The 26,530-nt window shown below is 44.8% G+C and carries 25 protein-coding genes; 16 read left to right on the top strand and 9 right to left on the bottom strand.

The window, feature by feature from the left end; translation table 11 throughout:
- Positions 1 to 406: 406 nt before the first annotated feature.
- Complete coding sequence (locus QT979_RS09555; protein WP_333309417.1) at positions 407 to 1,099, bottom strand: DUF2259 domain-containing protein; 693 nt, start codon at positions 1,097 to 1,099, stop codon at positions 407 to 409.
- A gap of 411 nt (positions 1,100 to 1,510) precedes the next feature.
- Between QT979_RS09555 and clpB the strand changes: the two genes are divergently transcribed.
- Positions 1,511 to 4,126, top strand: a complete 2,616-nt coding sequence (gene clpB / locus QT979_RS09550) for an ATP-dependent chaperone ClpB (protein ID WP_333309415.1) — start codon at positions 1,511 to 1,513, stop codon at positions 4,124 to 4,126.
- Positions 4,127 to 4,244: 118 nt separating this feature from the next.
- Here the strand turns inward: clpB and QT979_RS09545 are convergent, their stop codons facing one another.
- Together QT979_RS09545 and QT979_RS09540 are read right to left on the bottom strand one after the other, a co-directional pair.
- Positions 4,245 to 4,421 (bottom strand): ribbon-helix-helix domain-containing protein, encoded by a 177-nt coding sequence (locus QT979_RS09545; protein WP_096829277.1) that lies wholly within the window; start codon positions 4,419 to 4,421, stop codon positions 4,245 to 4,247.
- 53 nt (positions 4,422 to 4,474) lie between these two features.
- The gene (locus tag QT979_RS09540; protein ID WP_333029546.1) at positions 4,475 to 4,651 is read right to left on the bottom strand and encodes a ribbon-helix-helix domain-containing protein; all 177 of its coding nucleotides are present in this window, start codon (positions 4,649 to 4,651) and stop codon (positions 4,475 to 4,477) included.
- Between the two features lie 190 nt (positions 4,652 to 4,841).
- Here QT979_RS09540 and QT979_RS09535 point away from each other — a divergent pair, with 190 nt between their 5' ends.
- From QT979_RS09535 to QT979_RS09525, 3 genes are all read left to right on the top strand, one after another.
- A complete protein-coding gene (locus QT979_RS09535; RefSeq protein ID WP_333309413.1) occupies positions 4,842 to 5,090 on the top strand; it encodes a hypothetical protein in 249 nt (82 codons plus the stop codon).
- A 160-nt stretch (positions 5,091 to 5,250) separates the two neighbouring features.
- On the top strand, positions 5,251 to 6,339 hold the full coding sequence (locus QT979_RS09530) for a DUF262 domain-containing protein (protein ID WP_333233823.1): 1,089 nt from the start codon (positions 5,251 to 5,253) through the stop codon (positions 6,337 to 6,339).
- Positions 6,336 to 7,028, top strand: coding sequence for an MAE_28990/MAE_18760 family HEPN-like nuclease (locus tag QT979_RS09525; protein WP_333233822.1), 693 nt, complete (start codon positions 6,336 to 6,338; stop codon positions 7,026 to 7,028). Before QT979_RS09530 ends, QT979_RS09525 begins: the two co-directional genes overlap by 4 nt.
- 91 nt (positions 7,029 to 7,119) lie before the next feature.
- Here the strand turns inward: QT979_RS09525 and QT979_RS09520 are convergent, their stop codons facing one another.
- Together QT979_RS09520 and QT979_RS09515 are read right to left on the bottom strand one after the other, a co-directional pair.
- On the bottom strand, positions 7,120 to 7,782 hold the full coding sequence (locus QT979_RS09520; RefSeq protein ID WP_333309411.1) for a hypothetical protein: 663 nt from the start codon (positions 7,780 to 7,782) through the stop codon (positions 7,120 to 7,122).
- Between the two features lie 238 nt (positions 7,783 to 8,020).
- Positions 8,021 to 9,046 (bottom strand): YihY/virulence factor BrkB family protein, encoded by a 1,026-nt coding sequence (locus QT979_RS09515; protein WP_333212725.1) that lies wholly within the window; start codon positions 9,044 to 9,046, stop codon positions 8,021 to 8,023.
- 142 nt (positions 9,047 to 9,188) lie between these two features.
- On the opposite strand from QT979_RS09515, the gene QT979_RS09510 reads away from it, so the two are divergent.
- Positions 9,189 to 9,821: a hypothetical protein gene (locus QT979_RS09510; RefSeq protein WP_333309409.1), complete on the top strand. Its 633-nt coding sequence runs from the start codon at positions 9,189 to 9,191 to the stop codon at positions 9,819 to 9,821.
- A gap of 309 nt (positions 9,822 to 10,130) precedes the next feature.
- Positions 10,131 to 11,120, top strand: a complete 990-nt coding sequence (locus tag QT979_RS09505) for a mechanosensitive ion channel family protein (RefSeq protein WP_333309407.1) — start codon at positions 10,131 to 10,133, stop codon at positions 11,118 to 11,120.
- 137 nt (positions 11,121 to 11,257) lie between these two features.
- On the opposite strand, the gene purU is transcribed toward QT979_RS09505, so the two are convergent.
- The 3 genes from purU to thrC form a co-directional block, all read right to left on the bottom strand.
- Positions 11,258 to 12,112: a formyltetrahydrofolate deformylase gene (purU, locus tag QT979_RS09500; RefSeq protein WP_333309405.1), complete on the bottom strand. Its 855-nt coding sequence runs from the start codon at positions 12,110 to 12,112 to the stop codon at positions 11,258 to 11,260.
- 61 nt (positions 12,113 to 12,173) lie between these two features.
- Complete coding sequence (locus QT979_RS09495) at positions 12,174 to 12,542, bottom strand: hypothetical protein (RefSeq protein WP_333212732.1); 369 nt, start codon at positions 12,540 to 12,542, stop codon at positions 12,174 to 12,176.
- A 266-nt stretch (positions 12,543 to 12,808) separates the two neighbouring features.
- Entirely contained in the window at positions 12,809 to 13,945 is a 1,137-nt protein-coding gene (gene thrC / locus QT979_RS09490; RefSeq protein WP_445304768.1) for a threonine synthase, read from the bottom strand.
- 120 nt (positions 13,946 to 14,065) lie between these two features.
- Here thrC and QT979_RS09485 point away from each other — a divergent pair, with 120 nt between their 5' ends.
- The 7 genes from QT979_RS09485 (at position 14,066) to QT979_RS09455 (ending at position 20,746) form a co-directional block, all read left to right on the top strand.
- Complete coding sequence (locus QT979_RS09485) at positions 14,066 to 14,347, top strand: hypothetical protein (RefSeq protein ID WP_333212733.1); 282 nt, start codon at positions 14,066 to 14,068, stop codon at positions 14,345 to 14,347.
- Between the two features lie 257 nt (positions 14,348 to 14,604).
- The gene (locus QT979_RS09480) at positions 14,605 to 15,657 is read left to right on the top strand and encodes a fatty acid desaturase (RefSeq protein ID WP_333212735.1); all 1,053 of its coding nucleotides are present in this window, start codon (positions 14,605 to 14,607) and stop codon (positions 15,655 to 15,657) included.
- Positions 15,658 to 16,001: 344 nt separating this feature from the next.
- Positions 16,002 to 17,504, top strand: coding sequence for an AAA family ATPase (locus QT979_RS09475; protein WP_333309402.1), 1,503 nt, complete (start codon positions 16,002 to 16,004; stop codon positions 17,502 to 17,504).
- Complete coding sequence (locus QT979_RS09470; protein ID WP_333309400.1) at positions 17,504 to 18,214, top strand: ParB N-terminal domain-containing protein; 711 nt, start codon at positions 17,504 to 17,506, stop codon at positions 18,212 to 18,214. The genes QT979_RS09475 and QT979_RS09470 overlap by 1 nt, the downstream gene beginning before the upstream one ends.
- Positions 18,215 to 18,467: 253 nt before the next feature.
- Positions 18,468 to 18,602, top strand: coding sequence for a hypothetical protein (locus tag QT979_RS09465; protein ID WP_333212740.1), 135 nt, complete (start codon positions 18,468 to 18,470; stop codon positions 18,600 to 18,602).
- A gap of 200 nt (positions 18,603 to 18,802) precedes the next feature.
- Positions 18,803 to 19,897: a Rho termination factor (modular protein) gene (locus QT979_RS09460; protein WP_333309399.1), complete on the top strand. Its 1,095-nt coding sequence runs from the start codon at positions 18,803 to 18,805 to the stop codon at positions 19,895 to 19,897.
- Positions 19,898 to 20,050: 153 nt separating this feature from the next.
- Entirely contained in the window at positions 20,051 to 20,746 is a 696-nt protein-coding gene (locus tag QT979_RS09455; RefSeq protein WP_333212744.1) for a Uma2 family endonuclease, read from the top strand.
- 27 nt (positions 20,747 to 20,773) lie between these two features.
- On the opposite strand, the gene QT979_RS09450 is transcribed toward QT979_RS09455, so the two are convergent.
- Positions 20,774 to 22,303 carry a phenylacetate--CoA ligase family protein gene (locus QT979_RS09450; protein WP_333212746.1) on the bottom strand — a complete coding sequence of 510 codons (1,530 nt, stop codon included), beginning with the start codon at positions 22,301 to 22,303 and terminating at the stop codon, positions 20,774 to 20,776.
- A 129-nt stretch (positions 22,304 to 22,432) separates the two neighbouring features.
- On the opposite strand from QT979_RS09450, the gene QT979_RS09445 reads away from it, so the two are divergent.
- The 3 genes from QT979_RS09445 (at position 22,433) to QT979_RS09435 (ending at position 26,403) form a co-directional block, all read left to right on the top strand.
- On the top strand, positions 22,433 to 23,701 hold the full coding sequence (locus QT979_RS09445; protein ID WP_333212747.1) for a transposase: 1,269 nt from the start codon (positions 22,433 to 22,435) through the stop codon (positions 23,699 to 23,701).
- A 298-nt stretch (positions 23,702 to 23,999) separates the two neighbouring features.
- Positions 24,000 to 25,904, top strand: coding sequence for a serine/threonine-protein kinase (locus tag QT979_RS09440; RefSeq protein WP_333309397.1), 1,905 nt, complete (start codon positions 24,000 to 24,002; stop codon positions 25,902 to 25,904).
- A 229-nt stretch (positions 25,905 to 26,133) separates the two neighbouring features.
- Positions 26,134 to 26,403, top strand: coding sequence for a hypothetical protein (locus tag QT979_RS09435; protein WP_333212752.1), 270 nt, complete (start codon positions 26,134 to 26,136; stop codon positions 26,401 to 26,403).
- The last annotated feature ends 127 nt before the right edge of the window (positions 26,404 to 26,530 follow it).

The raw sequence follows: 26,530 nt of genomic DNA, 5'->3' as shown, positions 1-26,530 counted from the left end.
ACTTAAATTTTTCTGAGAAGCCCAAAAATGGTTGTTGCCGATCGAGAAACAGTCTCTGTGATCCGCAACAACCCCGCCAATCTGTCTTGTGCGAGCCTCCGCCGCCCCTTTTACCGTCGTTGGAGCGTGTAATCGAACAGTTTTTGAAATATTGTTGACTGTTGACTGTTGACTGTGAGTCAAAAAAATGAAAATTGCGCGAATTATTTGTTCGCAGCTTGCTTCGACTTTACGCCCGACGAGGAAACGCGGATTTGATATCAATTATCACAATAAAGAATAATTAACAACCAGACCCGGACTAACGCACAGACTCTATCTGTAGGTGCGCCGTGTGCACCTAACATATGGGAGTTCTGCGTAAGTTTTGATAATTCCCAGGTTTTAACCTGGGAATATAGCAAGCCTAAAGAAGAAAGCCTTGTACAACAGTAGTTTTCAAGACTCCTTCAAAAGTGCGTTCTGTCTTGTCCAGCAGCACAACGACATTGCGCCGATTCGGAGACAAACGAACTTCTCGGATTGAATAAGAGAACACCCAATCTTGAAAATTGTTCAGCGTTCCGAGGACACGCTGCCGACCGTTATGATTAATTACAAGACGCATGGCCGCGCTTTCTTTGCCAGCAGAAGCATTTTTTTGCCGCTGTTCCAGGCGAATCTGTAAAGGCTTTGCTCTATTGACTTGGACGGCAACTGTCTCGCTTCCATTGGCTCCGGGAGTACGAGAAATAATGTTCAGTTTAGTTCCAGCTTGAGGAGGAGTTAACTTCAAACTTTGCCTGCTATTCCAACTTTTTTTCAGCAAGTCATCTTCGGCAATTTTAGTGCTTTTATTGGAGTCTGGCTCGCCATATTTAGTTTGGATACACCCATTTTTGATGCAGGAATTTGCAGCAACTTGGACAATTTGCAATTTTGCTTTGGGAATTCCCGCTCCTGTATCTCTGGAACTTTCTAGATACAAGTAGTAATTGCTGTCGGCGGAAAAACCCGACATCCGGTGTGCGGCACGCCAGGTACTTGCCAAAGCTTCAGGGGCTAGTGCGATCGCGGCACTTGCTATAATACCTAACGAAATTAAAGGTAAAATTTTCATAGCTATATTTTCCATGTGTGAGAGTTATAGCGGCTGTTATTGATGAGTAAAACAATAACGCTTTGGGTTTAGCTATAGGACTGTGGCGCTTCTCAAGTCCTCTCTCCTATTTACATGAGTGTTTCTCCATTTTCCGCAGCAGGAGACTGTTTAAGAAGGTGCCGTTTTTTCAAGTGGCACTAGAAAGCATTTTTAATGTGAGAGTTGCTCTTATCCAAGAGTCCAACTTTTAGGGGCGACAGTTTGCTTTTCCTTGCGAGAGACTGCTACACAGGACGGAAATACCTATCTCAAGATAGGGGAACACCGATCCGCCCCCCCCTCCGCAACTGCCTACAATGACAATTGTACGGGGAATTAAGCAATTGCCTCTACAGCAATCATCATTTTTAATGCAGGGAATTAAAATTTATGCAACCGAATAATCCAAACCAATTTACCGAAAAAGCCTGGGAAGCCCTCGCCCGCACCCCCGAAATCGTCAAAGCAGCCCAGCAGCAGCAGCTAGAAAGCGAACACTTGATGAAAGCTTTGCTGGAACAAGAATCGGGACTTGCTAGCAGCTTGTTTAACAAAGCGGGAGTTTCTGTAGCAAAATTGCGCGATCGCACTGATGAGTTTATCAGTCGTCAGCCCAAAATCACTGGAAGCGGCGGCAACGTTTATCTAGGTCGTTCTCTCGACACTTTGCTCGATCGCGCCGAAACTTATCGCAAAGACTACGGCGATGAATTTATTTCGATCGAGCATTTGATACTAGGTTACGTTAAGGACGATCGCTTTGGCAAAAATTTACTACAAGAATTTAAACTAGATGAAGCCAAGCTCAAAGATATCATTACCCAAGTCCGAGGGAAGAACAAAGTGACCGATCAAAATCCAGAAGGCAAATACGAAGCGCTGGAAAAATACGGCCGAGATTTGACTGAAGCTGCGCGTCAAGGCAAACTCGATCCGGTAATCGGACGGGATGACGAAATCCGCCGCACGATTCAAATTTTGAGCCGTCGTACCAAGAATAACCCGGTATTGATTGGGGAACCGGGAGTCGGCAAAACTGCGATCGCCGAAGGACTAGCCCAGCGAATTATCACCGGAGATGTGCCGCAATCTCTCAAAGACAGACAATTAATTAGCCTAGATATGGGCGCGTTAATTGCTGGTGCAAAATTCCGGGGAGAATTTGAAGAACGCTTGAAAGCGGTGCTCAAAGAAGTGATGGACAGCAACGGCAAAGTCATCTTATTTATCGATGAAATTCACACCGTTGTCGGGGCCGGTGCAACTCAAGGATCGATGGATGCCGGCAACTTACTTAAACCCATGTTAGCGAGGGGAGAATTGCGCTGTATCGGCGCTACCACTCTCGACGAATACCGCAAGTACCTCGAAAAAGATGCGGCACTAGAACGTCGTTTTCAACAAGTTTATGTTGACCAACCAACAGTTGAAGATACTGTCTCGATTTTGCGGGGCTTGAAAGAACGCTACGAAGTTCACCACGGCGTTAAAATTTCCGACAGCGCCCTAGTGGCGGCCGCTACTTTGTCTACTCGATATATTAGCGATCGCTTCCTGCCAGACAAAGCCATTGATTTAGTGGACGAAGCAGCAGCTAAACTCAAAATGGAGATTACCTCCAAGCCGGAAGAACTAGATGAAATCGATCGCCGGATTTTGCAGCTAGAAATGGAAAGACTGTCGCTGCAAAAAGAAAGCAATGCGGCTTCGATAGAACGCTTGGAAAGACTGGAAAAAGACTTAGCCAACCTCAAGGAACAGCAAAGCGCTTTGAATGCCCAGTGGCAATCGGAAAAAGGTGTCATCGGCAGCATTCAAAAGATTAAAGAACAGATTGATAAGGTGAATATTGAAATTCAGCAAGCTGAATTAAAATATGACCTGAACCGTGCTGCTGAGTTGAAATATAGCAAGTTAACGGAATTACAAAAACAACTGCAAGAAGCTGAATCTCAACTTTCAGCAACTCAAACCACAGGTAAAACTTTGCTGCGGGAAGAAGTCACGGAAGGTGACATTGCGGAGATTATTTCCAAGTGGACGGGAATTCCGATTAGCAAGTTGGTTGAATCGGAAATGCAGAAACTTCTGCACTTGGAAGATGAACTGCACAAGCGGGTAATTGGACAGGATGAAGCAGTGACGGCGGTTGCAGATGCAATTCAACGATCGCGCGCAGGTTTAGCAGATCCAAATCGTCCGGTTGCGAGTTTTATCTTCCTCGGCCCCACGGGTGTTGGCAAAACCGAGTTAGCCAAAGCATTAGCGGCTTATCTGTTCGACACGGAAGAAGCGATCGTGCGAATTGATATGTCGGAATACATGGAGAAACACGCGGTTTCGCGGTTAATTGGTGCGCCTCCGGGATACGTTGGCTACGATGAAGGTGGACAATTAACTGAGGCTGTGCGCCGCCGCCCTTACTCCGTGATTCTATTCGATGAAATCGAGAAAGCGCACCCGGATGTATTCAACATCATGCTGCAAATTCTGGATGACGGCCGCGTTACCGATGCTCAAGGTCACACAGTAGACTTTAAGAATTCTGTGATTATTATGACATCGAATGTCGGCTCTCAATACATCTTAGATGTGGCGGGAGATAACGAACAAATGCGGAGTCGGGTGATGGAAGCGATGCGGGGAACTTTCCGCCCAGAATTCTTGAACCGGATTGATGAGATGATTATCTTCCACGGTTTGAGTAAGGCCGAACTGCGGCAGATTGTGCTGTTGCAAGTTAAGCGCTTGGAAAAACGGTTAGCCGATCGCAAAATGTCTCTGAAATTGTCGGAATCTGCGATCGATTTCTTAGCAGAAATTGGTTACGATCCGGTTTACGGTGCGCGCCCTCTGAAGCGGGGAATTCAACGCGAGTTGGAAACGCAAATGGCGAAGGGTATTTTGCGGGGAGATTTTGCTGACGGCGATACCATTTTTGTGGATATCGAGAATGAAAGGTTGGCGTTTAAGCGGCTGCCGGCACAATTGGTGACTGCGAAATAATTTGAGTAGGGTGGGCTGCGGCCCACCTTATTTTTTTGAGGCGGTGGTTCTTTTTTTTTACCGCAGATGTAGGCGGATGGACGCGGATGGACGCGGATGGGATTGCGGGCGATCGTTCTTAAGGGCGATCGCTTTCTGATTTATCTTTTTTCTGTTCTTGGCGTTCTCGAACAGATTTCGTCAGCAGGTACGTTGCCAAACTGCTAACGGATCTGCTGTCTTCTTCTGCCCATTCTTCGAGAGCTTTTTGAATCTCTTCTGGCAAATATGCGGTAACTCGTCCCCGTGAAGCCATTCGTTGTACTGCAAAACATTTCAACAAACTCCATCTTACGCCGTGGTCATCGCTTAAGGGCGATCGCTTTCTGATTCTTCCTTTTTCTGCTCTTGGCGCTCTCTGACTGCTTTAGCTGCCACATGGGATAGCAGGTTTGCAAGGGTTCTATCTTCTTCTTCAGCCCATTCGGACAAGGCTTGATGAACGTCTTCTGGCAGGGTAACTGTGACTCGCATTCGTGAAGGCATGGGCTGGCATGGTTTTACTTCAATTGTCTTCAATTTTACACTCCAACACCATTTGATCGGTTTTTGTGTCATTTGATGTCAATGGCATCAAATTATGCTATTAGTGTATATAAGGCTCAGGCCTTAAAACGTCAGAAGCCAGCCCCTCACTGTCCAAGGTTCCGGGCTGGCTCTGGCTCCAAAAATATCAATGGAGACGAGTTCTATGTTGACATACAAAGACCGCTTGTGTTGTTGGGCGATCGCCCGTCTGTTACCGACTCAGCAATGGATTATTGTTGCCCGCTTCCGCAGTCGTTCAGATGCAGACGGGCATTTTCAGTTTTTGCGACAAACTATACCCCACGTTAAGTTTGAGGTTGTGTTCGATTCCAGTGGGGAAAGTCACCGTTTATCCGCGACCTGCCGCCCTTCCAATTCCGTCACCAGCGCGTTATAAAGGGTAATTTTCGCGGCAACTTCGGTTAACTAAAGATGTGCGATCGTACTTTTTTTGATAAGTGCGATCGCTTTTACGAAGTAAGTCCCAAATTTTCATGGTAAAATCATAGTACCGATAAGTCTATTCACTCGACAATATCCGATTATTATTTAAGAATATGCGATCGAAACTAGAAATTACCGAGCAACACAAAAAGGTTGATGCTGCGGAAGCCGAAATCCGCGACAAGCAGCAGCTAGTTAATTACGATACCAAAGAGTATCCAGTCGAAATACTCGTTCAAAAATATATGGAAGGAAAGGATGATGATACCAATGAGTTGTTCATCCCCGACTACCAACGTGAAATGGCTTGGGATGACGCAAGGCAGTCAAAGTTTATTGAGTCTATAATTTTGGGTCTGCCAATACCTTATATTTTTGTTGCTGACATCCATGAGGACGAAAACGATGAAGCCCGTTTAGAAATAATAGATGGTACACAACGCATTCGGACTCTAACTAGATTTATCAATAACGAATTAACATTGACAGATTTAAAGAAAATACAGAGTTTAAATGGATTTAAGTTTGCTGATTTGTCCCTAGCCCGTCAGAGGCGCTTCAACCGCACTACACTTCGGATGATTCAACTAACTGAAAGTGCAAATGAGGAAGTGCGAAGAGATTTATTTGAACGCATTAATACAGGTAGCGTCGAGCTAAACGAGATGGAAAAGCGCAGAGGCATACAGCCCGGCCAGTTTCTCGAACTGATTGAGGAACTATCGAAACATGACAAGTTCCGCAAATTATGCGCTTTTTCTGAGTCTGCTATTCGCAGACGCGAACCGCAAGAATTTGTGTTGCGTTTTTTTGCATTTTTAAATAACTATGAGAAGTTTAATAGTAAGATAAACATATTCCTTGATGAGTATCTGAAGCAAGTAAATGCAGATCCGAAATTCGATCGCGAAAAAATGCGGGCAGAATTCGAGTCAATGCTAAATTTTGTAGAAAAATATTTTCCTCAAGGATTTCGTCAAGGTAAAAATGGCGCAAGAACAACAACTCGGATTAAATTCGAGTCTTTGGCTGTCGGTGTTGCTTTTGCTTTGAGAGAAACCAGCAATCTTGAGCCAAAGTCAACAGAATTGCTCAATTCACAAGATTTTAAGAATTACACAAAATCTGATGCTAGCAGTTCTAAAAAGAAAGTAGCTTCACGCATTGAATATGTCCGCGATCGACTGCTAGGCCAAAAATGAATACTGTACTCTTAGATTTCAATACACGCGCCCAAGAGGTAGATGATTACTTCATATTTTTAGAGAACTTAATCAAACAAACCACTAAGTTAGCTGTCGCCGATAGTGCTGGACAATATCAAATACAAAGTCTTAATCCTGAGTTGGCAAAAACTCTAAAAGCCAATGGCTTGTTGTTATTGTATAACTTAGTTGAATCCACTATGCGAAATGCCATTGTAGCCATATTTGATGAGTTAAAAAATCAAGCAATCTCCTTCGATCAACTCAAACCAAAAATCAAAATGATTGTTCTTCAAAATCTTAAAAACCGTTCTCCTGAGAAAATTCATTTAGAAATTAATCAAATATCTACAGACATCATCATAGCTACATTTGACGGCAAAAAACTATTTTCAGGGAATGTGGATGCTAGGTTAATTAAAGAAATAGCCGAAAAATACGGTTTTTCATATCAAACAGACTTTGCTAAGACAAAGAACGGGGAAAACCTTGTAGATATTAAAGACAAAAGGAACGACTTAGCCCACGGAGATAAGTCTTTTAAGGAAGTGGGGCAAGGTAAGACTATTGAGGATCTTTTAGAGATTAAAGAGGAAGTCATAGAATATCTACGTCAAATACTGCAGAATATTAAAATTTATCTTGACAATCAAGAGTATTTGGAAGTAACTACAGGTAATCCTTAATTTTAGGCTAAGAAACCGGGTTTCTCGGATGATTTAGGTAGGGTGGCGAGATATCTCGGAAGAAACCCGGTTTCTGGGAATGATGTGAAGGCTACTTCCGCACCATCACAGACTTAATTACAGCATTCGGGTGATACTTATTAGTCTGATAAAATCCCCCTTTACCAGCCCCGTAAACCCCCCCAAATTGTTTCCCATCAGCCTTGGCAACAAACATAATGTTTCTAGTGGGTTGCTTGGCAAATACAACCCCTTCTCTCATTTCATTATCCACGTTATAAGATAAAGTAGCCTTGCCGTAAATGGCCTCAGCTTGTTTCAAAGTCATTCCCGGCCCCACGCCCTGAACTGTTTTATAATTAGAATTCTCAGTCATTAAAAGTTCAATGACATCGGTATCTTTCAGCTTTGTCCCCGCAGCGTAGATAATCCGATATTGCACTTTTCCCGATCGACTAACTGCCACAGAATCAAAGTCTACCATAAAAGGAGACTCTACCTTAAACTGCGCCGTGGAACCCAGAGCCTTTTTCAATTGTCCGAAAGTCATCCCCACCTTCGCCGCTCCAATTGTGCGATCGGAAATTGTTAAACTTGCAGCAGGTGTTTTTTGAGCAGCATTTGCCGTTTCCCCCAACTTATTTGCACCCCCAGGCGCAACAGCGGAACCCGGAACCGAAATTAAGGTGAGGTAACTGCCGATCGCCAGCAAAGCAGCTATCATTGATCCAGACAAAACTTTAAGATTCAACATGACTAATTCTCCTAGATTTCAAATGCGACTATCTACCCGCCTCTTTTTGACTATCCTGGGCCTCACCCTCCTAGTTTGGATTCTCAGAGGTGTTGGGATATTGACATTCATTCCCGGTGGTGTTATCTGGATACTGATTTTGTTGTCTTTTGTTGCGGGTATCCTCAGCACTTTACTCCGTCGGTAAGCCAGCATCCGGCAAATAACAAATAAGAATTAACAATTAAAACTTAACAATTTATTTTAATTTTGATTGTTTCATTGCCTTTCCCACTGTCACATTCAATTGAGCGCCGATCAGCATCACCAAAGAAGAAAGATCGAGCCACAGCAGCAACACAATAAAAGTTCCGATCGTGCCGTAAGTCCAAGTGTAATTGCCCAAGTGTAAAACATAAAACCGAAATAAAGCTGAAAATAGCGCCCACAAAATAGCAGCAAAAACAGCTCCCGACAAAATAGGAATATCTGGTTGACGGCGGCTAGGCCCGTAGCGGTAAACAAAGGCAAAAGTCAGTGATACAATTCCCAAAGAAATCGGCCACCGCCACCGCCGCCAAACACCTAACAGTTGCGACTCCAAAGGGCAATTGTCGGTGAGGAGCAAGCAATTTTGGACATCTTTTAAATCGCAATTGGCGACGGACTCCAGCAGGCAACTTTGGCGGGCAATAGCTTGTACAATTAAGTCGCTGACAAAGACTACTCCCGATGCCAGAATCAATAGTATAATTGTGCCGACACTCAGCGCCAGAGAAATAAGTTTTGCTTTCCAAAATGGTCGAGTTCGATCGCTAGGGATTTCATGGATGCGATCGAGTGCAGCCATCGCCGCGCTCATTACTCCAGAAAATGCCCAAATCGCTCCAAGAAAGCTCACCGAAAACAGCCCTTTACTGCGAGTTAACAAAATTTCTTTGATTAAGCCACCAATCAACTTCCGCACGTCATCGGGTATAATTTCGCCCAAAAGACGGGCGATTTGATAAAGTGTTGACTGCAAAGGTTCAAACAGAGCGATCGCAGATAAGATAGCCAACAGCCCCGGAAACAGCGCCAGCATAGAATTGTAGGCCATTTCCGCAGATAGCCCCGGTAAGCGCTGTTCTCCTGCCTTCGCGGCGACTTCCTTGAGTGTGCCCCAAGTCAAACACCTACAAAACAGCCAAAAACCCCCAAATTTCCGTTTGAGAGCTCGAAGCAGCCTCAAAAATGCCTTAAACAAAGCTAAAATCAGGTAGCGCAACCAGTAAAAAATGTTCATAGCGCACAGGCAAGGGGGCGAAAGATGAGGTACACAAGTCGTTAATTAGTTAAGCCATTATCAACTCGCAATTGCCAATTCCCAATTCCCAATCTAAAATCTAAAATCTAAAATCTAAAATCTAAACTCTAAAATCAATATTATGGCTCAGGATGTCAGACAGTGGTTAGATGAAATCAAGCGGCTGCAACAGCAGTTAACAGAAGTTTCGCGCGATCGCGATGAGGCAGGTGAAAGTGCTGCTCAGTGGCGCCAACTCTACAATACTGAAGCTGAGCAGCGGCGGAATGATGCTAAATTAACTCAGCAAAGCATCGCTTCTCTGGAAGCACAAATAGAGCAATTACAAAATTTTTCCCCCATTATGCCCGAAGGCGACGATGCTGGAGTTGCTCGCCAGCAGGAAGTCGAACAACTCCAAACAGTAGGCGAACTTAAAGCTAAGTTAGCAGAAGTTCTTCAAGAGCGCGATCGGGCGATCGAACAAGTTAAACAACTCACTCAAGCCCTCAAACAAGAAGAAGCCCGTCACGCCGAAACTAGCAAAAATTTAACTAGCGCCCTCGGAGATGCTGTTGACTTGCTCACGAAAGCCCAAAATCCTGCCCCTGCAAAAACGGAGACAGTATATTCTTTAGAAATAGTACCTACTCGCACTGCAAATCCTGGCGAAACTGCTCTGGAAATCCGCCAAACTTCCGCCCCAGGCAAAAATTCCGCCCAACTTCCACCTTCTAAAAATCAGTTACTCGATCTACCGCCCTTTGGGAATTAGGAGTTACAAATTCAGGAATTTTCGGCATGGCCAGTCTCCTTAGCAGGTGGGATTTAGTCAGCAATGCGTTGTTTTTGCCTTAACTGCAATTAGGCTGCATTAATCTATCAGCTTTTTTATTATTCCGCACCTACGGATAATCTACTAATTGATGTAACTGTACTATATCCCAACCTATAATCCGCATTCAAAATTTTGAGGACTGCCAAAAAATCTTCCTCGCGTCGTACTCACCTACAGTCTTTAGATAGAACTTAATCGAGCTAAATTTTACTACTATCGACAACGATTGATGCGCGAGGAAACTTCATGAGGGCAGAGATATCCCTAGTCTGGAAAAAGATTCAGAGCATGATCGACGGCTTTCTGATCGTGCTGCCTAATATTGTGCTGGCGTTAATTGTCTTTGCAATTTTTTATTTTGTGGGTCGGCAAATTAAGAGAGTGGTCAGGCGAGTTACCCGCAAGCACCACCAAGCTCGAAATTTGGGGCTGGTGTTAGGACGGTTAGCTCAGAGTCTGATCGTTCTAGTTGGTCTATTTATTTCTCTTTCGATTATAATTCCCACATTGAAAGCTGGCGATTTGGTGCAACTGCTGGGAATTAGCGGGGTGGCAATTGGTTTTGCCTTTCGCGAGATATTGCAAAACTTCTTAGCAGGTATCCTAATTCTGTTGACGGAACCGTTCCGAATCGATGACCAAATTGTGTTTAAAAACTTTGAGGGAACGGTAGAAAATATTGAGACGCGCGCTACAACAATCCAAACCTATGATGGTCGGCGGATTGTCATTCCTAATGCCGAATTGTTTACGAATACGGTGACTGTGAATACTGCTTTCGATAAACGCCGCATGGAATACGATATTAGTATTGGTTACGGCGACGATATTGACCAGGCTAAGCAGTTAATCCTGGAAGCATTGCACAGCCTGAAGGAGGTTTTGAAAGCTCCTGCACCCGATGTACTGGCGATGGATCTAGGAGAAAGTACGGTCAATATCCGCGTTCGGTGGTGGATTGCTCCGCCGCGCCGAATTGACGATCTGCGATCGCGCGACAAGGTAATTTGTGCTATTAAAAAAAAGCTATATGTGGAAAACGGCCTCGATTTGCCTTATCCCACGCGCAACATCTTGTTGTACGATCAAACCGAAGAAACCGATGGCGATCACTCCCAGCAACGTGAAGGATGGCCAGTAGACAAAGGTAAAGTTCCGAAACCTCGTCGTATTAGTAACTCTGTGCGAAAACTGACGCAAGGGCGATCGCAACAAGACGGCAACAGAAAATCTTAACAGCATCACCAGTCATGCCAAATGTCAAGCTGAGCAAACTTTGGGAGTCGCTGCACTTGGCTCGTGCAACCGGAATTGATCTCACTCGCCGAGGGATTAAATGAGTAACAAACCAGGATTGATATCAGGCATAACTTTCAAGCAAAAACCACTGTTCGATTGCCATAAACTAAAACACGATTTTGTAAATGATATCGCACCGCTCTTGCTAACACAACCCTTTCTAAATCTTTACCTTTGCGAACCAAATCAGACACTTCATCGCGGTGACTGACGCGCACAACATCTTGTTCGATAATCGGGCCAGCATCTAAATCTGGTGTAACATAGTGGGCTGTTGCACCGATAATTTTTACCCCTCTTTCATAAGCCCTTTCGTAGGGATTTGCACCCACAAACGCGGGTAAAAATGAATGGTGAATATTAATCACATTGGGAAATTTTCTGATAAAGTCTTGACTCAAGATTTGCATATATTTAGCCAAAACTACTAAATTAATCTTATACTTATTAAGAATTTCTAACTGTTGTGCTTCTTGAATAGCTTTATTATCTTTAGTAATGGGAATATACTCAAAGTCGATACCGTATTGTGCCGCAAGAGGCTTTAAATTTTCATGGTTGCTGATAATCAGCGGAATTTCACCTCTGATTTCTTGCGCTCGCTGTCGCCAAATCAAGTCTAATAAACAGTGATCTTGACGGCTTACCCAGATTGCGATGCGTCGAATTTTATGAGAGAAATGCAATTGCCAATTGGCTTGTAAGTCCTTAGCAATTTCACTAAAAGCAGGTGTTATTTGTTCGGTGGTTAAGTCAAAATCATCTAATTGCCATTCGAGTCGGCTCAGAAATAATCCGGCGGTAAAATCCGTATGGTGATCTGCGTGGATGATATTGCCGTTGTGGGACGCGATAAAATTGGCAAGTAAGGCGACGAGTCCTTTGCGATCGGGACAGGCAATTAACAGGGTTGCAGTAGGTTTGGTCATCGTAGAATGGTTAAAGTATATCGATCTGCTGAATACCGCATCTTTACCTATTTAGATCGAGCTAACTGCTGGCAGTATCTTCATCCAAATTATCGAGACGTTTTTGCAGCCCATCGCGAATATAGCGAATGCGCTCTTTATGAGGTTCCATCCCCAAAAATCGATTGTATGTTTTCAGTGCCTCTTGCCAATTCTTGAGTGATTCCTGTCTCTCAGATAATTTTTCTTGCACATCACCCAGACTCATCAGCGCACTAGCTTTGCATTTGAGAGCCCTGGTATCATCCGGTTGAATAAGTAAAGCAGCATCGAAGGCAGCGATCGCATCAAAGTAAGACTGTTTTGCCGTCTCAAATTCACCTTGCTCTTCTTGTAAACCACCTAGATTTCCCTGCATAATCCCTTTGGCGACAGGATCATAATTATTCATGATTATCATTCAATGCAATAAATTAAACATAATTATAAACTGCGATCGAATCAAAAGCCGTAAAATCTATCTTGCGTTTTATCTTCTTTAATCGGTATCAATCCGAAATCGTTTCTGACTGCGGGGATTGGTTAGTAAATTTTCGGTTCCTCGTCCTTAGAATCTGCCCATTCTCGTTCCCAGGCAGAGCCTGGGAACCAGTTATATCCGACTTAAAAAACCCCAGAGGATACAAAGAACATTACCGAAAACTGCCAACTAACTTATTAAAATCCCATCGCCCCAGCTACTGCATCCAAAGTCGGAGCAATGCCGCTTTTAAATTGATTGTTGCTGTGATTAATGGCGGTATCCGGGTCTTTCAAACCGTTACCAGTTAGCACGCAAACCACCGTCGCCCCAGTCGGAACTTGGTCTTTTACCTTCAGCAAACCGGCCACAGAAGCCGCACTCGCAGGTTCGCAGAAAATTCCTTCCTGTGATGCTAACAAACGGTAAGCGTCGAGAATTTCGGCGTCGGTGACTGCGGCAAAACTGCCGCGGCTGGCTTCGGAAGCTGCGATCGCCTGTTTCCAGCTAGCGGGGTTGCCGATCCGAATTGCTGTCGCCAGGGTTTCTGGGTGCGATACCGGTGAGCCCGTTACCAACGGCGCAGCTCCGGCTGCTTGAAATCCCATCATCTGCGGCAAGCGCGAACATTTTTTGGCTTGGTGGTATTGACAAAAACCCATCCAGTATGCTGTGATGTTTCCCGCATTTCCCACCGGAATGCACAGCCAGTCGGGGGCGTCGCCTAAAGCGTCCACCACTTCAAAAGCACCGGTTTTCTGACCTTCCAAGCGGTAAGGATTCACCGAATTTACCAAGGTCACGGGATAGTTAACAGCCATTTCGCGGACAATTTCTAAGGCGCGATCGAAATTTCCGCCAATCGAAATTACTTCCGCACCGTAAAGCAAAGCTTGCGCCAGCTTGCCCAAAGCCACGTAACCTTCGGGAATTAACACGAATGCTCGCATCCCCCCGCGTCTGGCGTAGGCGGCGGCGGCGGCCGAAGTATTGCCGGTACTGGCACAAATTACGGCCTCCGCACCAGCTTCCTTTGCCTTGGAAATCGCCATTGTCATCCCCCGGTCTTTGAAACTACCAGTGGGGTTGAGGCCGTCGTATTTCACCAGGACGCGCACGTCTCGACCGATGATAGAGGCGATCGCAGGTGCTGGAATCAGGGGAGTATTGCCTTCTTGGAGGGTTACTACCGGCGTGGTTTCCGTCACCGGCAGGTAGGGGCGATAAGCTTCGATCAAGCCGGGCCAGCCGTAGCGTTTCGGCTCGGCTGCGCGGGCAGCGGAGTTAGCAGCGGAGTTAGCAACAGAGTCAGTAGCAGGTAGAATCAGGGTCACGATGTCAATGGTTTTAGGCAATGGCCAAAGAATTTACACTAATTTTAGCTCGATCGGTTAATTTGATGTTTAATACGATCGGTTCAGGTTAAAGTAACTTAATGGTGTGAATGTGTAGATATGTCTACTCAATTACTAATGTCAAATAATTCATCCACTCTTTCTCGGCCTCAAGTCACCGCGAGCAACCCCGAAATGGCTAGTTCTTCTACCCTATCGACCACTTTTGCCCGCAAAGTAGATTTGGTGAAGTGCCCCTACCAAGCAGATCAGCAAGTCAAGTTCCTGCACTTGCAAGCAGAAATCGAATCCTTGCTGCTGGAAGTGCAAAGCCTCAAACAGCAACGCTCGATCGCTGGCTTGCGGGAGATCGACCCCATTGCGGGCAGCAACAGCAATTAGCAGACAACAGTCGCTAATGCTAATTGTCCTGCCCCTGTGTTATAAAAACAAAGGTTTTGCTACCCGCAGTGTTTTTTGCCGAAAGTGCTAGAAATTCCTAACTGCGGATAGCGATCGCTAGCTTTTGCTAAAACGCGCTTGCCTACAGCTCAACTCGTCTGCTGCTTGCTGGCAACGAGCTGACATTTTACGGCGCTTTTTTATTGCGCTAATTTGTTAAGCCATCCTCATGGCATACGGAGAATCGAAATCAGTTTATGACAGCATCGATCGAAAAACCACTAAATTTGACATCCGCAAGTGACACCTCCAACCTGCGCCTCAAAGATATTCTCAAAACCCTGCCGCGGGAAGTATTCGTCAAAAACCCCCGCAAAGCTTGGACAAAAGTAATCGTCAACGTTTTGCTCGTTGCTGTCGGTTATTGGGGCATAGCAGTCTCTCCTTGGTTTCTACTACCCCTAATGTGGATTTTCACAGGAACCGGATTAACCGGTTTTTTTGTGATCGGCCACGACTGCGGGCACCGGTCATTTGCTAACCGCCGCTGGGTAAACGATTTAGTCGGACATCTCGCATTTCTGCCGTTAATTTTTCCGTTTCACGCATGGCGGCACGGGCACAATTACCACCACAAGCACACCAATAAACTTGGCGAGGATAATGCTTGGCACCCGATGACAGCAGCAGACTACGCTGCTGCGCCCAAGGCTTTACAAATAGCTTATAGTTTAATATTTGGTCCAATGTGGTGGATCGGCTCGATCGCCCACTGGGCCAAAGTACACTTTATGTGGTGGCGGTTCAAAGGTCAACAGAAACAAGAACAAGTGCGGTTTTCAGTTTTTGTCGTTTTAATCGGTGCTGCGATCGGATTCCCGATTTTAATTGCAACCACAGGCATTTGGGGATTTGTCAAATTTTGGTTGATGCCCTGGCTGGTTTACCATTTCTGGATGAGCACTTTTACGATCGTCCACCACACAGCACCAGATATTTCATTTAAAGAACCCGAAGAATGGAACGAAGCCCAAGCGCAACTGTCGGGAACAGTTCACTGCGATTATCCCCGCTGGGTAGAGTTTCTGTGCCACGACATTAACGTCCACGTTCCCCACCACCTTTCGACTGCTATTCCCTGGTACAACTTGCGCCTCGCCCACAGCAGCTTAAAGGAAAATTGGCAAGATCATCTCTACGAAACAAAATTTTCTTGGTCTTTAATGAAGCGGATTGCCGACAACTGTCACTTGTACAATCCCGCTGGTGGCTATCAAACATTGCAGGAATTTAACGCTAAAACAAAGTAAGTTTTAAACGCGATAAATGCCAGAAAAACCCGGTTTGTCAAACACAACCGGGTTTTTCGATATTACAATCCGTAGCTTGTGTAAGGTGCGGAATGCGTCAATACGGTTCAGTTAAAACTATTTATTCCTAGGAGATCCCCCTAAATCCCCCTGATTGTTGGGGGACTTTGAGTAAGTTCTTGTCCCCCCCTTTTTAAGGGGGGCTAGGGGGGATCGAGCTTAACTGAACCGTATTGAGGAATGCGTACCCTACTGTCAATATCACAATCCGTACCATTATTAAATCAGTCATTCCCAATCTAAAATCTAAAATCTAAAATCTAAAATCTAAAATCTAAAATCGAATGACTTTCAATCCCAATAACTGTCGCAACGAAAGTGAAGTAGAAAGCAAACTCATTGTCAGCTATCTGCTACCAAAACTAGGCTATACGCCCGACACTTGGCACCAAGAAATAGCATTTGGGAATATTCGTCTCGACTTCCTCTCATTTGCCACCCAAGTTATCCCCATAGTAGTCGATGCAGACTCACCGATGAGTGTAGTTATGGAGGCTAAACATCCGAAGGAAAATTTAGACCGCCACCTGCGAAAACTCACTCGCTATTTAACAAGTTTGAGCATCCGCTATGGTCTCATAACTAACGGTAAAGAAATTAGAATTTACCAAAGAGTTGCCGATGATATTCAGCTAGTCTTTAAGTGTGCTGGAAAAGACCTTGAAAAGAGAATTGATGAAATTATCGCTTTAATTGGCAGAGATCGTTTAAAATTTATAAAAAATCCCGATAATCTCGAACTGGAAGATAGTAAAATTAACTTGGTTAGTCCTGAGTTAATTAGCGAAGTCCCAGTACAGCCCAACAATCCCGCCACCGAAGAACCTGAGACAAGTCAAATCTCTGAACCGGAACAAATACCTGAAAAATATCCAGTTAAGCCTCAAGTTAAATCCGATGTAACCGTTCCCCAAAAAAGGCAAAATAGTATGAAAATCATTGCAGTTTACCATAACAAAGGTGGCGTTGGCAAAACTACAACTGTCGTCAATTTAGCTGCTGCGCTGAGCAAGAAAGGTAAAAGAGTCTTGGTAATAGACTTAGACAGTCAAGCCAATACAACCTTTGCCACAGGATTAGTCAAATTTGAGGATGAAGAACAAGATGATTTGAAACATAGCAACATTCTTCATGTTTTACAACAGGAAGATGGTTACTCGATCGCCGAAGTAGCTCGCAAGTCTAATTTTTGTAATCCCCCAATAGATGTGATTCCTTCTCATATTGATTTAATGCAATATGAAACCGAAATCAATAACCTAGATTACAGCCGAATGATTTTAATTCAAAAACTAGCAGAAGTACAGGATAAGTATGATATTGTACTGATCGATACGCCGCCCTCTTTAAATTTTTACGCTAGAGTTGCCCTGAATTCATCAGATTATGTAATTATTCCTTCTGATTTAAAACCTTTTGCTAATCAAGGACTGATTAATGTCAAGGAATTTATCAAAAAAGTTAATGGATTCAAAAAAACAATTGGCAAGAAACCACTAGAAATTTTAGGCGTTCTCCCTTGCAAAATCTCAACTAATGTTAAATTTGTACAGTACAGTTTGCCCAAGCGGAGGGAAGCAATTCCCAAACGGTACGACCTTGAAATCATGGACAGCGTAATTTATGAGAGAGACGATTTGGCAAAGTGTGCAGAACAATTTCAAATCGTGGGAAATATGGAAATCGCCGATCCGATTTCAGTGCTAGACTTTAAGCCTGATTGCATCGCATCCCAAGAATTTGAAATGCTAGCACTAGAAGTTTTGGAAAAAATAGGTAAAAACTAATGAAAAAATTATTTCCGTCACTGGTTGCAGTGAAAAGAATTACATCCGCCGTTCCCCGTTCCAATTTTGCAGAGGCTGATTTGGATAAATTAGCGAGACTGATTTTAGAGTCAGGAGGATTGATTAATCCGATAATTGTCCGCCGAAACGGTATGGATGCTTACGAAATAGTAGACGGAGACTTTGAATACTATGCGGCGGCGAGAGCAAAGGAAATAGAACCTCTCAAAGGCGAGACAATCGGAGCATTCATCCTGGAAGAAGAAAATGAAGAACTTCTCCTCGAACAACTTGAAATTCGCAGAAAAACCGCAATCACTGAGAATCCAATTGTAAGTGTGGTTCCGCAACAGTCCTCCAGCTTTGAACAGCGGCTGACCAATATTGAAACTCGATTGGAAAACAGAATTAATGAATTGAAAGCCGAGTATACGCGGGAAAAACAGGCGCTGATAGAGAGGGTTAAAGAAGTTGAAAGCCGCCTTCCCAAACCTGTTCCGCTGTTGGAAGCACTCAACACTCAAAAGGAATCCCAACTGAGCATAAATTTGAAAAATGCTGGGATCACATCTCAAACAATGAGAAACAACATCATCACACAGCGAGATTTGGAGCCATTTACCTCATTTGAGAATGTGGTGAAACGCATTAAAGGGTTAGGAGATAAAACAATGATTAAGGTCATTGACAATTGGCAAAGATATTTATAAGCTTTCAGCCATCAAAATTGCATTTTTGGGGCGTTGCTCAAAGCCAATGCGACAAACGTTGAAAAACCCGAATGACTCGGCGGTTGAAACCGATCCTACACAAACTTTCGTCCCTCTCGGTTGAGACTAAAGAATAAGGGCGATATTAAAGCTGGCTTTCGTATAAATCGAAATTGCGATCGTAATTCGCAACGTCAGCCCGATCGCCCTGATGCCAAAAAAAGTAAAAAAGTAAAGATGAGTAAAGCAGTGTATGCTTGGTGTCCCGCAGGCAGTTAAACTCATCACAGTCGCTTTTTTAGGAATTGCAGTAACTTTTGCCGATCGGGCTGTCACCGCACAGCCAGCCGCACAGTTACAGCAGCAACGGCATATCTCCCCCAGATAACCGAGTTCGATCGCAGACTTGGAAGACTCAGCCCAAGAAACCCTTTAACTTACCACGGTCTGGGTAAGGTGTTTGTCTCGCACCTTACAATTTGAGTTCTTGGGTTAGTCCTGCATCCCTTAAAACGCCGGCTGTAAAGTGCAAACATACATAAATACCTACACAGCAGATTTTAATGACAAAAGGGGACTTGTAACAAGATGGATCGATCGTCCGATCAAAACCGAATAGTTGAATATTTGCGGATTAAGCCCATTAGTCACAGTCAGATTTACACTTCCCAAATAGCAGTACCAGAGCCTCAGCGGGGCGAAATTCCTCGCGAACGTCGCGAAGCTCTCAGGAGAAGTCTGATCGAGCAAGGCAGCAACTTAATTCCTTTAATTGTACGCCCTACCGAAGCTTACAGCAACGAAGAAGAATATGAAGTGGTCTGCGGCTCAGATTGGTGTATTGTTGCTAAAGAACTTGGCATCGAGCAAATGTGGGCCTGGGTATTTGAAATGACCGACGAGGAGGTCGCTGTTGCTCAAGCTGAAATGGAACATTTAGCTCCGCAACCGACTCCTAAAACGGCACAAATTGAGACTCTACTGCAACAATTTGAGCTATCATTTCAAAAAAAGATAGATAGTCTAACAAAACAAATAGAACAATCTGTTAAAAAAAATGAAGACCTGCTAAAAAAGCACGTAAAAGCTCTAACTGAGCAGAACTTTGAGCGTAATCAAATAGAACAGATTAAGCATTTGCTCGAACAAGTAGAAAAAGCATTTCATGAAAAGGTAGATAAAATGGCTAAAAAAATTGAACAATCGAGCAGCAACCGTCCGCCAACATCGGTTGTTATTTCTGAGGTAAATCTTGAAGGTGCTTTGAGACAGTTGGATGAACTGGAAAAACTGCTATCAATAAAATTAGAACGCACAGTCGAAACAATTAATCAGTTTGTTTCCGACGCCATTGAAGAAGTAGAAAATGACCTGAAAAATCAAATCAAAACGCTCCGCCACCAACTGGGAGCCACAGCTACGCACTCAGAAATACAGCCCGATGCACCGCCGAAGAAGCAGTCAAAAACGCAGCCGAAGAAGCAGTCGAAAGCACAGCAGAAACCTCAGTTACCGCAGTTGCAGTTGGAGTTGCCGTTTCCGTCCCCGTCCCCAGAGGATGACTACGAAAGTCTTTCGCTGAGACGCTTGAAGGCGATCGGCAAAGACAGGAAAGTGCGGGGCTACGCGCGCATGAAACGACCGGAAATTCTGGCGGCTCTCAGACAAACTGACGGTCAATAAAACGATAATTGCTAATAGTTAAAGACTAATTGTTCGCTGTTCGATCGCGTTTTTCGGCAAAAAGCGCGATCGGGCTTTCAGAATAGTGATCGGCAGAGATATGAAAAGCTTGCTAAAATAGACACACAACCTCTTACTCCTCACCCAGCAGCCATGTCCGCAACCGCAGAATTAGCTACTACCCAAGAAATACCAGAACAAGAGATACCAGAAAATGTTATCTTTCCTTCAGGCGATTTATACAGTGACGAACCTCCCGTGGAAACAGAACTGCATCTCCGACAAATAATCCTACTCCTCAACTGTCTAGAATGGGTATGGCGAGATAGAAATGATTTCTATGCTGCTGGAAACCTCACCATTTATTACAGTCCCAAGCAACTCAAATCGAAAGACTTCCGAGGCCCAGACTTTTTTGTGGTACTCGGAACAGAAAGAAAAACTCGGAAAAGCTGGGTAGTTTGGGATGAAGACGGAAAGTACCCTAATATTATCATAGAAATCCTGTCTCCCAAAACAGCGGATATAGACAAAAACTTTAAAAAACAACTCTATCAAGATACTTTTCGCACTCACGACTACTTTTGGTTTGACCCAGAAACTTTAGAATTAGCTGGGTTTCATTTACTTGACGGGGAATATCAACCGATCACACCGAACGAATCCGGGCATCTGCGGAGTCAACAACTCGATTTGAGTCTCGGAATTTGTGGCGGAAAATTGCGTTTCTTTACAGCAGAAGGAGAGCTTGTCCCTACTCCTGAAGAGGTTGCAGGAAGGGAGATTCAACGAGCCGATCGCCTGGCCGCGAAACTGCGAGAATTAAATATTGATCCCGATACAATTTAGCGATCGTCCTACTCACAAAAACACGGTTTACTGTCGCGTGTATCGGTGCTTCACCCCAATCGGAAAATACTCCGCATCGCCCATCGCAGTTAATGTCACCACAGGTAACTGATATTCTGGCGGCACGTAATTAGCAAATTCGCTGTTTAGCCGCCGCAATTGCGCGAGAATTGAAGATGCGATCGCCTGCTGCATCTCCTCGTCGCCCTCCACCCCCGCTGCTAATTCCACAACCACCGATAAAAAGCGATTTTGATCCGCATCTTCCTTGACTTGCAATACAAATTTTCCCGTTACCCATTCCCGAATCGTGGGAACTTCTAAACCTACGGTGACATTTTCTGGGTAAATGTTAGCACCGAAGTAGGAAACGGTAAAGTGCGATCGCCCGAATACATAGACAAATGGCAAGCAGCGAATTCCTCTGGGGAAATCAGAAACTTTCATACCTGCTGCTTGCTGCAAACTTGCAACAGGGTTAAATCCCCATTCAGCCAAAAAATTAAGCATTGCTTCGTAAGAAATTAAACCGCCATTATCCGAGATATGATAGCGTATTAGCGGGATACCGTTGTCGCCAGAAAATAACAACGTGCCGTCATTATTCACTTCAAAAAAGCGGCTTTTCGGATCATACTGCACCAGCGTTGGCAACCGCGATTCCCCGAATAAATTGCGTGCTGCTTCTGGATTGTTGGCTAAAAAGCGGCGGATGCAAATGCTCAGCGGTGTCTCGTTGCCCAAAACGCCCGCATCGGCAGTACCGTAAAGGCTCGCAGAGTTGTAATATAGATTGTCAGAATTAGTGCGATCGCTCACCAAACTCCGCCATTCTTCGCTAAACACTTCCCCCGCAAACACCATCTTAATTCGATATTTTTGCCACTCCACACCCCCAGCAATTCCGCTATCAATCACATCTTTGATAAACGGCGGATATCCCAACAATACTACTTGCTCGAAATGATCCCCAAGTTCCTGCACAACTCGAAATATCTCAGTCTTATTATTCCCAGGCGTTACAACTGTAACGGGATAACCCTTACTCGCTAGATAGCGGCAGCAATTCGCCGTGTACATTCCCCCAACCCAAGTCCCCAAAGCAAAGCAAATCACAGCTAAAGTTGAGCGAGTATCGGCGGAAAAACTGTCGTGAAATATTTGTTCAAAACGAGCGGCAATTTGCAACTCGTCGCTGATAAAACGCGGCCAAAATGTCGGGTTTCCTGTCGAACCCGATGAAACAGCAATGAAATCGCAAGTTTCTAATTTGCCCTGGTGGCACAACTGAGGTAGCGGGTAACAGCGTAAATAATTCTCTTTGGTAATTAGCGGCAATTTTTGGAAGTCTTCAAAGGTTTGAATTGAGGCGGGATTGATGTTATGTTCAGCTAGGAAAGTCTGGTAAGCTGGTACTGTGGCAGCGACTTTTTGGAAAAGGGCGATCGCCTCGGATTCGGCAACTCGACTCTGCTGGTGTTGCAATCGTTCCTCAAGTGGCGCCCTCAAAAACTCTTCAAACGCCCCAATCGCTCGCTGACGCTGTTCTGGCTGCATGATTTGCTCCTTAAAATGCGTATTGTAAAACTTCGTTGAGTTTGTAAGCACTTATAAGCAATAGTAGTATGATGATATTATCATAGGGGCCGAGTGAAATACGCGCCATCTAAAAAATAAAAGCCTTAAATGCAGTTAACAGAACGACATATCATTAAATCTACGGAACACCGTTTCGCTGAAATTGATCGACTAGCTTTTAAATCCAAGAATCTCTACAATGCCGCCAACTACGTCATTCGTCAGAGTTTTATTTATGGATGGGGCTATGTCGGCTACAACGAAATGAACCGCTTAATGAAGTCTCACGAAGCGTACAAGGCTTTACCTGCCAAGGTTAGCCAACAAATCTTAATGGTGTTGGACAAGAATTGGAAATCATTCTTTGAAGCGGTTAAAGCTTACAAAACGGATTCCTCTAAATTCACTGGTCGCCCAAAACTGCCGAAATACAAAGATAAAACTAAAGGACGAAACATTCTCGTTTACACAATTCAAGCAATTAGCAGCAAACAGTTGAAAAAGGGAATCATTAAACTTTCGGGGGCTGACCTTTCGATCAAAACTAAAATTAATCCCGCTCGAATTTGCCAAGTCAGATTAGTTCCCAAATGCGATTGCTATGTAATGGAGGTGATTTATGAGGAACCGGAGTCCACCTTTAGTGGTGACAACTTTGTAGCTAGCATTGATTTAGGACTGGATAATTTAGCGGCGCTAACTTCAAGTCAACCGGGGTTTACCCCACTGTTGGTTAACGGGCGACCGTTGAAATCTATCAACCAGTTCTACAACAAGCGCAAAGCCAAGTTGCAATGTCAGTTGAAAAGAAATCGCAGAACCTCATGTCGCATTCAGCGTTTAACTCGCTGTCGCCACCAAAAAGTTGATAATTACTTGCATCACACAAGCCGCCTAATTGTTGACCATTTGGTAGCGAAACAAATTGGGACGCTAGTAATTGGTAAGAATGCACAATGGAAAACCGAGATCGATCTAGGGAAGCAAACTAACCAAAACTTTGTCAGCATTCCTCACGCTCGATTAATCGAGATGTTGGATTACAAAGCTCGACTGGTTGGAATCGAAGTAATTGTACAAGAAGAGTCCTACACCTCGCGAGCGAACTTCCTGGGTTTAGACCCAATCCCAGTTTACGGAAAAACTGATAAAGACCCCGTTTTCACGGGCAAGCGAATTAAACGAGGTTTGTACAAAACATCAATTGGTCAATTAATCAATTCTGATGTTAACGGTTCGTACAATATCCTCAGAAAAGCAATCTCAAATGCGTTTAGCAATGGGATAGGGAGCTGCGTAGTTCAGCCGAGGCGGGTCAATCCGCTCAAAGTAAAAGTGAAAGGGGCGGGGCTTGAAGCCTCCCATGTCTATAAATGACTATACTTTTACCAGCTATTTTGCACCTCGATCGCTCAAGATTCAATTAGTAGCGCTAACGCCCGATCGCACATTGGGCTGGACGCTAAAAATTTGAACACACTTTGAGGTCGATCGAAAAAATGGCGCAGTAGATAAACTTCCATAGCACGAAACCGCTGTTTTCACAATAACCACAGGGGATAGCCAAGCTGCCGATCGACTAATCAACACTGACACACTATGGCAAGATTAAATCAGCGATCGCCCAAAACTCCCAGTCTCAGTCAAGCGTGAAAATCCGACGCAGCAAGTTCCAATGAACAATCCCATCTACCCCGGCATAACTCTCAACAACCACTACCGCATCGTCCGCGAATTGGGACACGGAGGCTTCGGACGCACCTACCTGGCTGAAGACGCCCACCGATTTAACGAACCCTGCGTTTTAAAAGAATTTGCGCCCCAAGTACATGGAAGTTACGCTTTACAAAAATCCGAGGAACTGTTCGAGCGGGAAGCGGGAGTGCTCTACAAGCTGCAACACAATCAAATTCCCCGCTTTCGCGAACTCTTCCGCGTCAGTATCAGCGATCGAGGCTACCTATTTTTCGTCCAAGACTACGTGCCCGGTCAAACTTACCGCTTTCTGCTCGACGCCCGCAAGCGTCAGGGTTTGCGGTTCATAGAAGCAGAAATCAATCAATTACTGCTGCAGATTTTGCCCGTGCTCGAATACATTCACTCTTTGGGAGTGATTCACCGCGACATCTCCCCGGACAACCTGATTCTGCGGAGTTCTGACGGGATGCCCGTGCTGATCGACTTTGGCGGAGTAAAACAAGTCGCCGCCACCGTAGAGTCTCTATTCGCTGAGGCTAACGGCACTCTCGCCCCCGCGACTCGCATCGGCAAGCTCGGCTATGCTCCCGTCGAACAGATGCAGATGGGCATTGTCTCTCCCCACAGCGATTTGTACGCTCTGGCGGCCACGGTTTTGGTGTTGCTGACTGGGAAGGAACCCCATCAATTGCTCGACAGCCATACCCTGAATTGGAACTGGCGGGGGGAATGTTCTCTGTCTCCGAATTTGTCCCTGGTGCTGGAGAAAATGCTTGCTCAGGAGCCGAGCCAGCGTTACTCCTCGGCTCGCGAGGTAATGCTCGCTCTCTCCGGCAATCCGCCGTTACAGCCACCTTTGCCACCAGCCCCGGATTTTGGTATCACCCAGCCACCAGATTTCTCGCCTATACCCGTGCCCGCTCCCACACCAAAACTGCCGGGAACTCCGGTGCGAGTTGCTGCTATTGGCAATCAGCAAAAAATGCCTGCTTGGAAAATGGTTTTGTTCGTGGTGGCGGTGCTCTCAAGTATGGGGGGAGTTGGCTGGTTGGCGGGCAATTCTTTGTTAAATCTGCAATCAAAAGTGCAGAAAGTTCCCCAGCCTTCAAGCCCGAAGCAGCAGCAAGAAGATGCTTTGCAAGATCGCTTTGTCAAGCTCAAAATTGACGATCGATTCTATAACGGTTACGTCAACCTTGTGGACGAGACTTTCTATGCCAAATACCCGGAATTGGGGGGACGATTGTTAAAAGAAGGCGAGGAAGATCGCCAGTGGCGCGAAAGATGGCAGAAAATCGGCGAGGAGTTGCTCGACAAGCTGGAAAATCTCAGCAGCGACGCTAGATCACGGTTGGGCACTTACGACACCACTGATATCGATCGCTGGAAAACTGAGGTTAACAAGCTGAATTTGAGTAGTCGGGCTTTGTACGATTTGGCTGATGCTAGGTTCTTTTATTGGTTTCCACAACAGCCGCGCGATCGCAATATCATTGGTTTGCCGATCGGACAAATTTGGCAAGCAATTACCGCCGACGAACTCGAAGCCTTACAAGCTGGAGCAACTGTCGAAAGCGTTGAATTTGACCGCCTATCGAAGAGCAAAAGCCTCGCAGGCAATCTCAAACCCGGAGAAGGGAAAGCTTACATTGCCAGGTTCGCTCAAAATCAAACTTTGCGCGTGAATTTGCAAGCACCGCGCAAATCTACCCTACTGTCAATTTATACTCCGGGGCGGACAAAGGGCGCGCGAGCTTTGCTGGAAGATGCAGAAGGACTTAGTTGGTCAGGATTGCTGGATGATACTGGTTTTTATGAATTCGTGGTAGTTTCTCAAGCATCTGAGCCGATCCCTTACGAGTTGAACCTGACTGCCGAATAACTGCTATTGACAATCAAGCATCCAGGATACCCGCCACGTGATTCATCCGTCCAGAAATAAAAAATCTGTATCCGATAAAGGAGCCCCCGAATTTATCCGTGGGGTCAATGCTAAAATCCAAAATCTAAAATCTAAAATCTAAAATCTAAAATCTGTTGACGCTCTCTATCCACCCAGGCAATAATAAGGTAATACCAATCAGGTAAGTTTTCCTGTTCAAAGAAAGAATATGCTGAGATTCGCGATCGTAGCTTTAGTGACTTTGGGATTAGTATTAGTGACTGCACTAGGTTTACATCCGGCCAATGCGACAGTCAGCAATCCCGAATTTTATGCTTGGAACTTTGCCTCTGTAGGCAGTAGCGAGCTGGTTTGTAAAAAGACCGTGGTAGTTCCGCAAGACCGGATAATTCCGTCATCATCCATGCACGCTGTCAGTATCACTTCTGCAATTGTAGATTCCAAGTTTTGCGCGAATTCCACTAAGCCTGTGAATTAAGGCACCGCATAATAGGATTTCGGGTTAGAGAACCATAATTAAGTTCTCCGTTAATCGATTTTAGATGTTAGATTTACTTCACAGATGAATCTGGGAGATTGAACCTTAATCTAAAATTTTTATCTCT

It is taken from the genome of Microcoleus sp. w2-18bC1, assembly GCF_036700365.1.
GTDB lineage: Bacteria > Cyanobacteriota > Cyanobacteriia > Cyanobacteriales > Microcoleaceae > Microcoleus.
The sequence above is the reverse complement of the archived record's forward strand: the minus strand, read 5'-3'. Positions and strand labels throughout refer to the sequence as shown.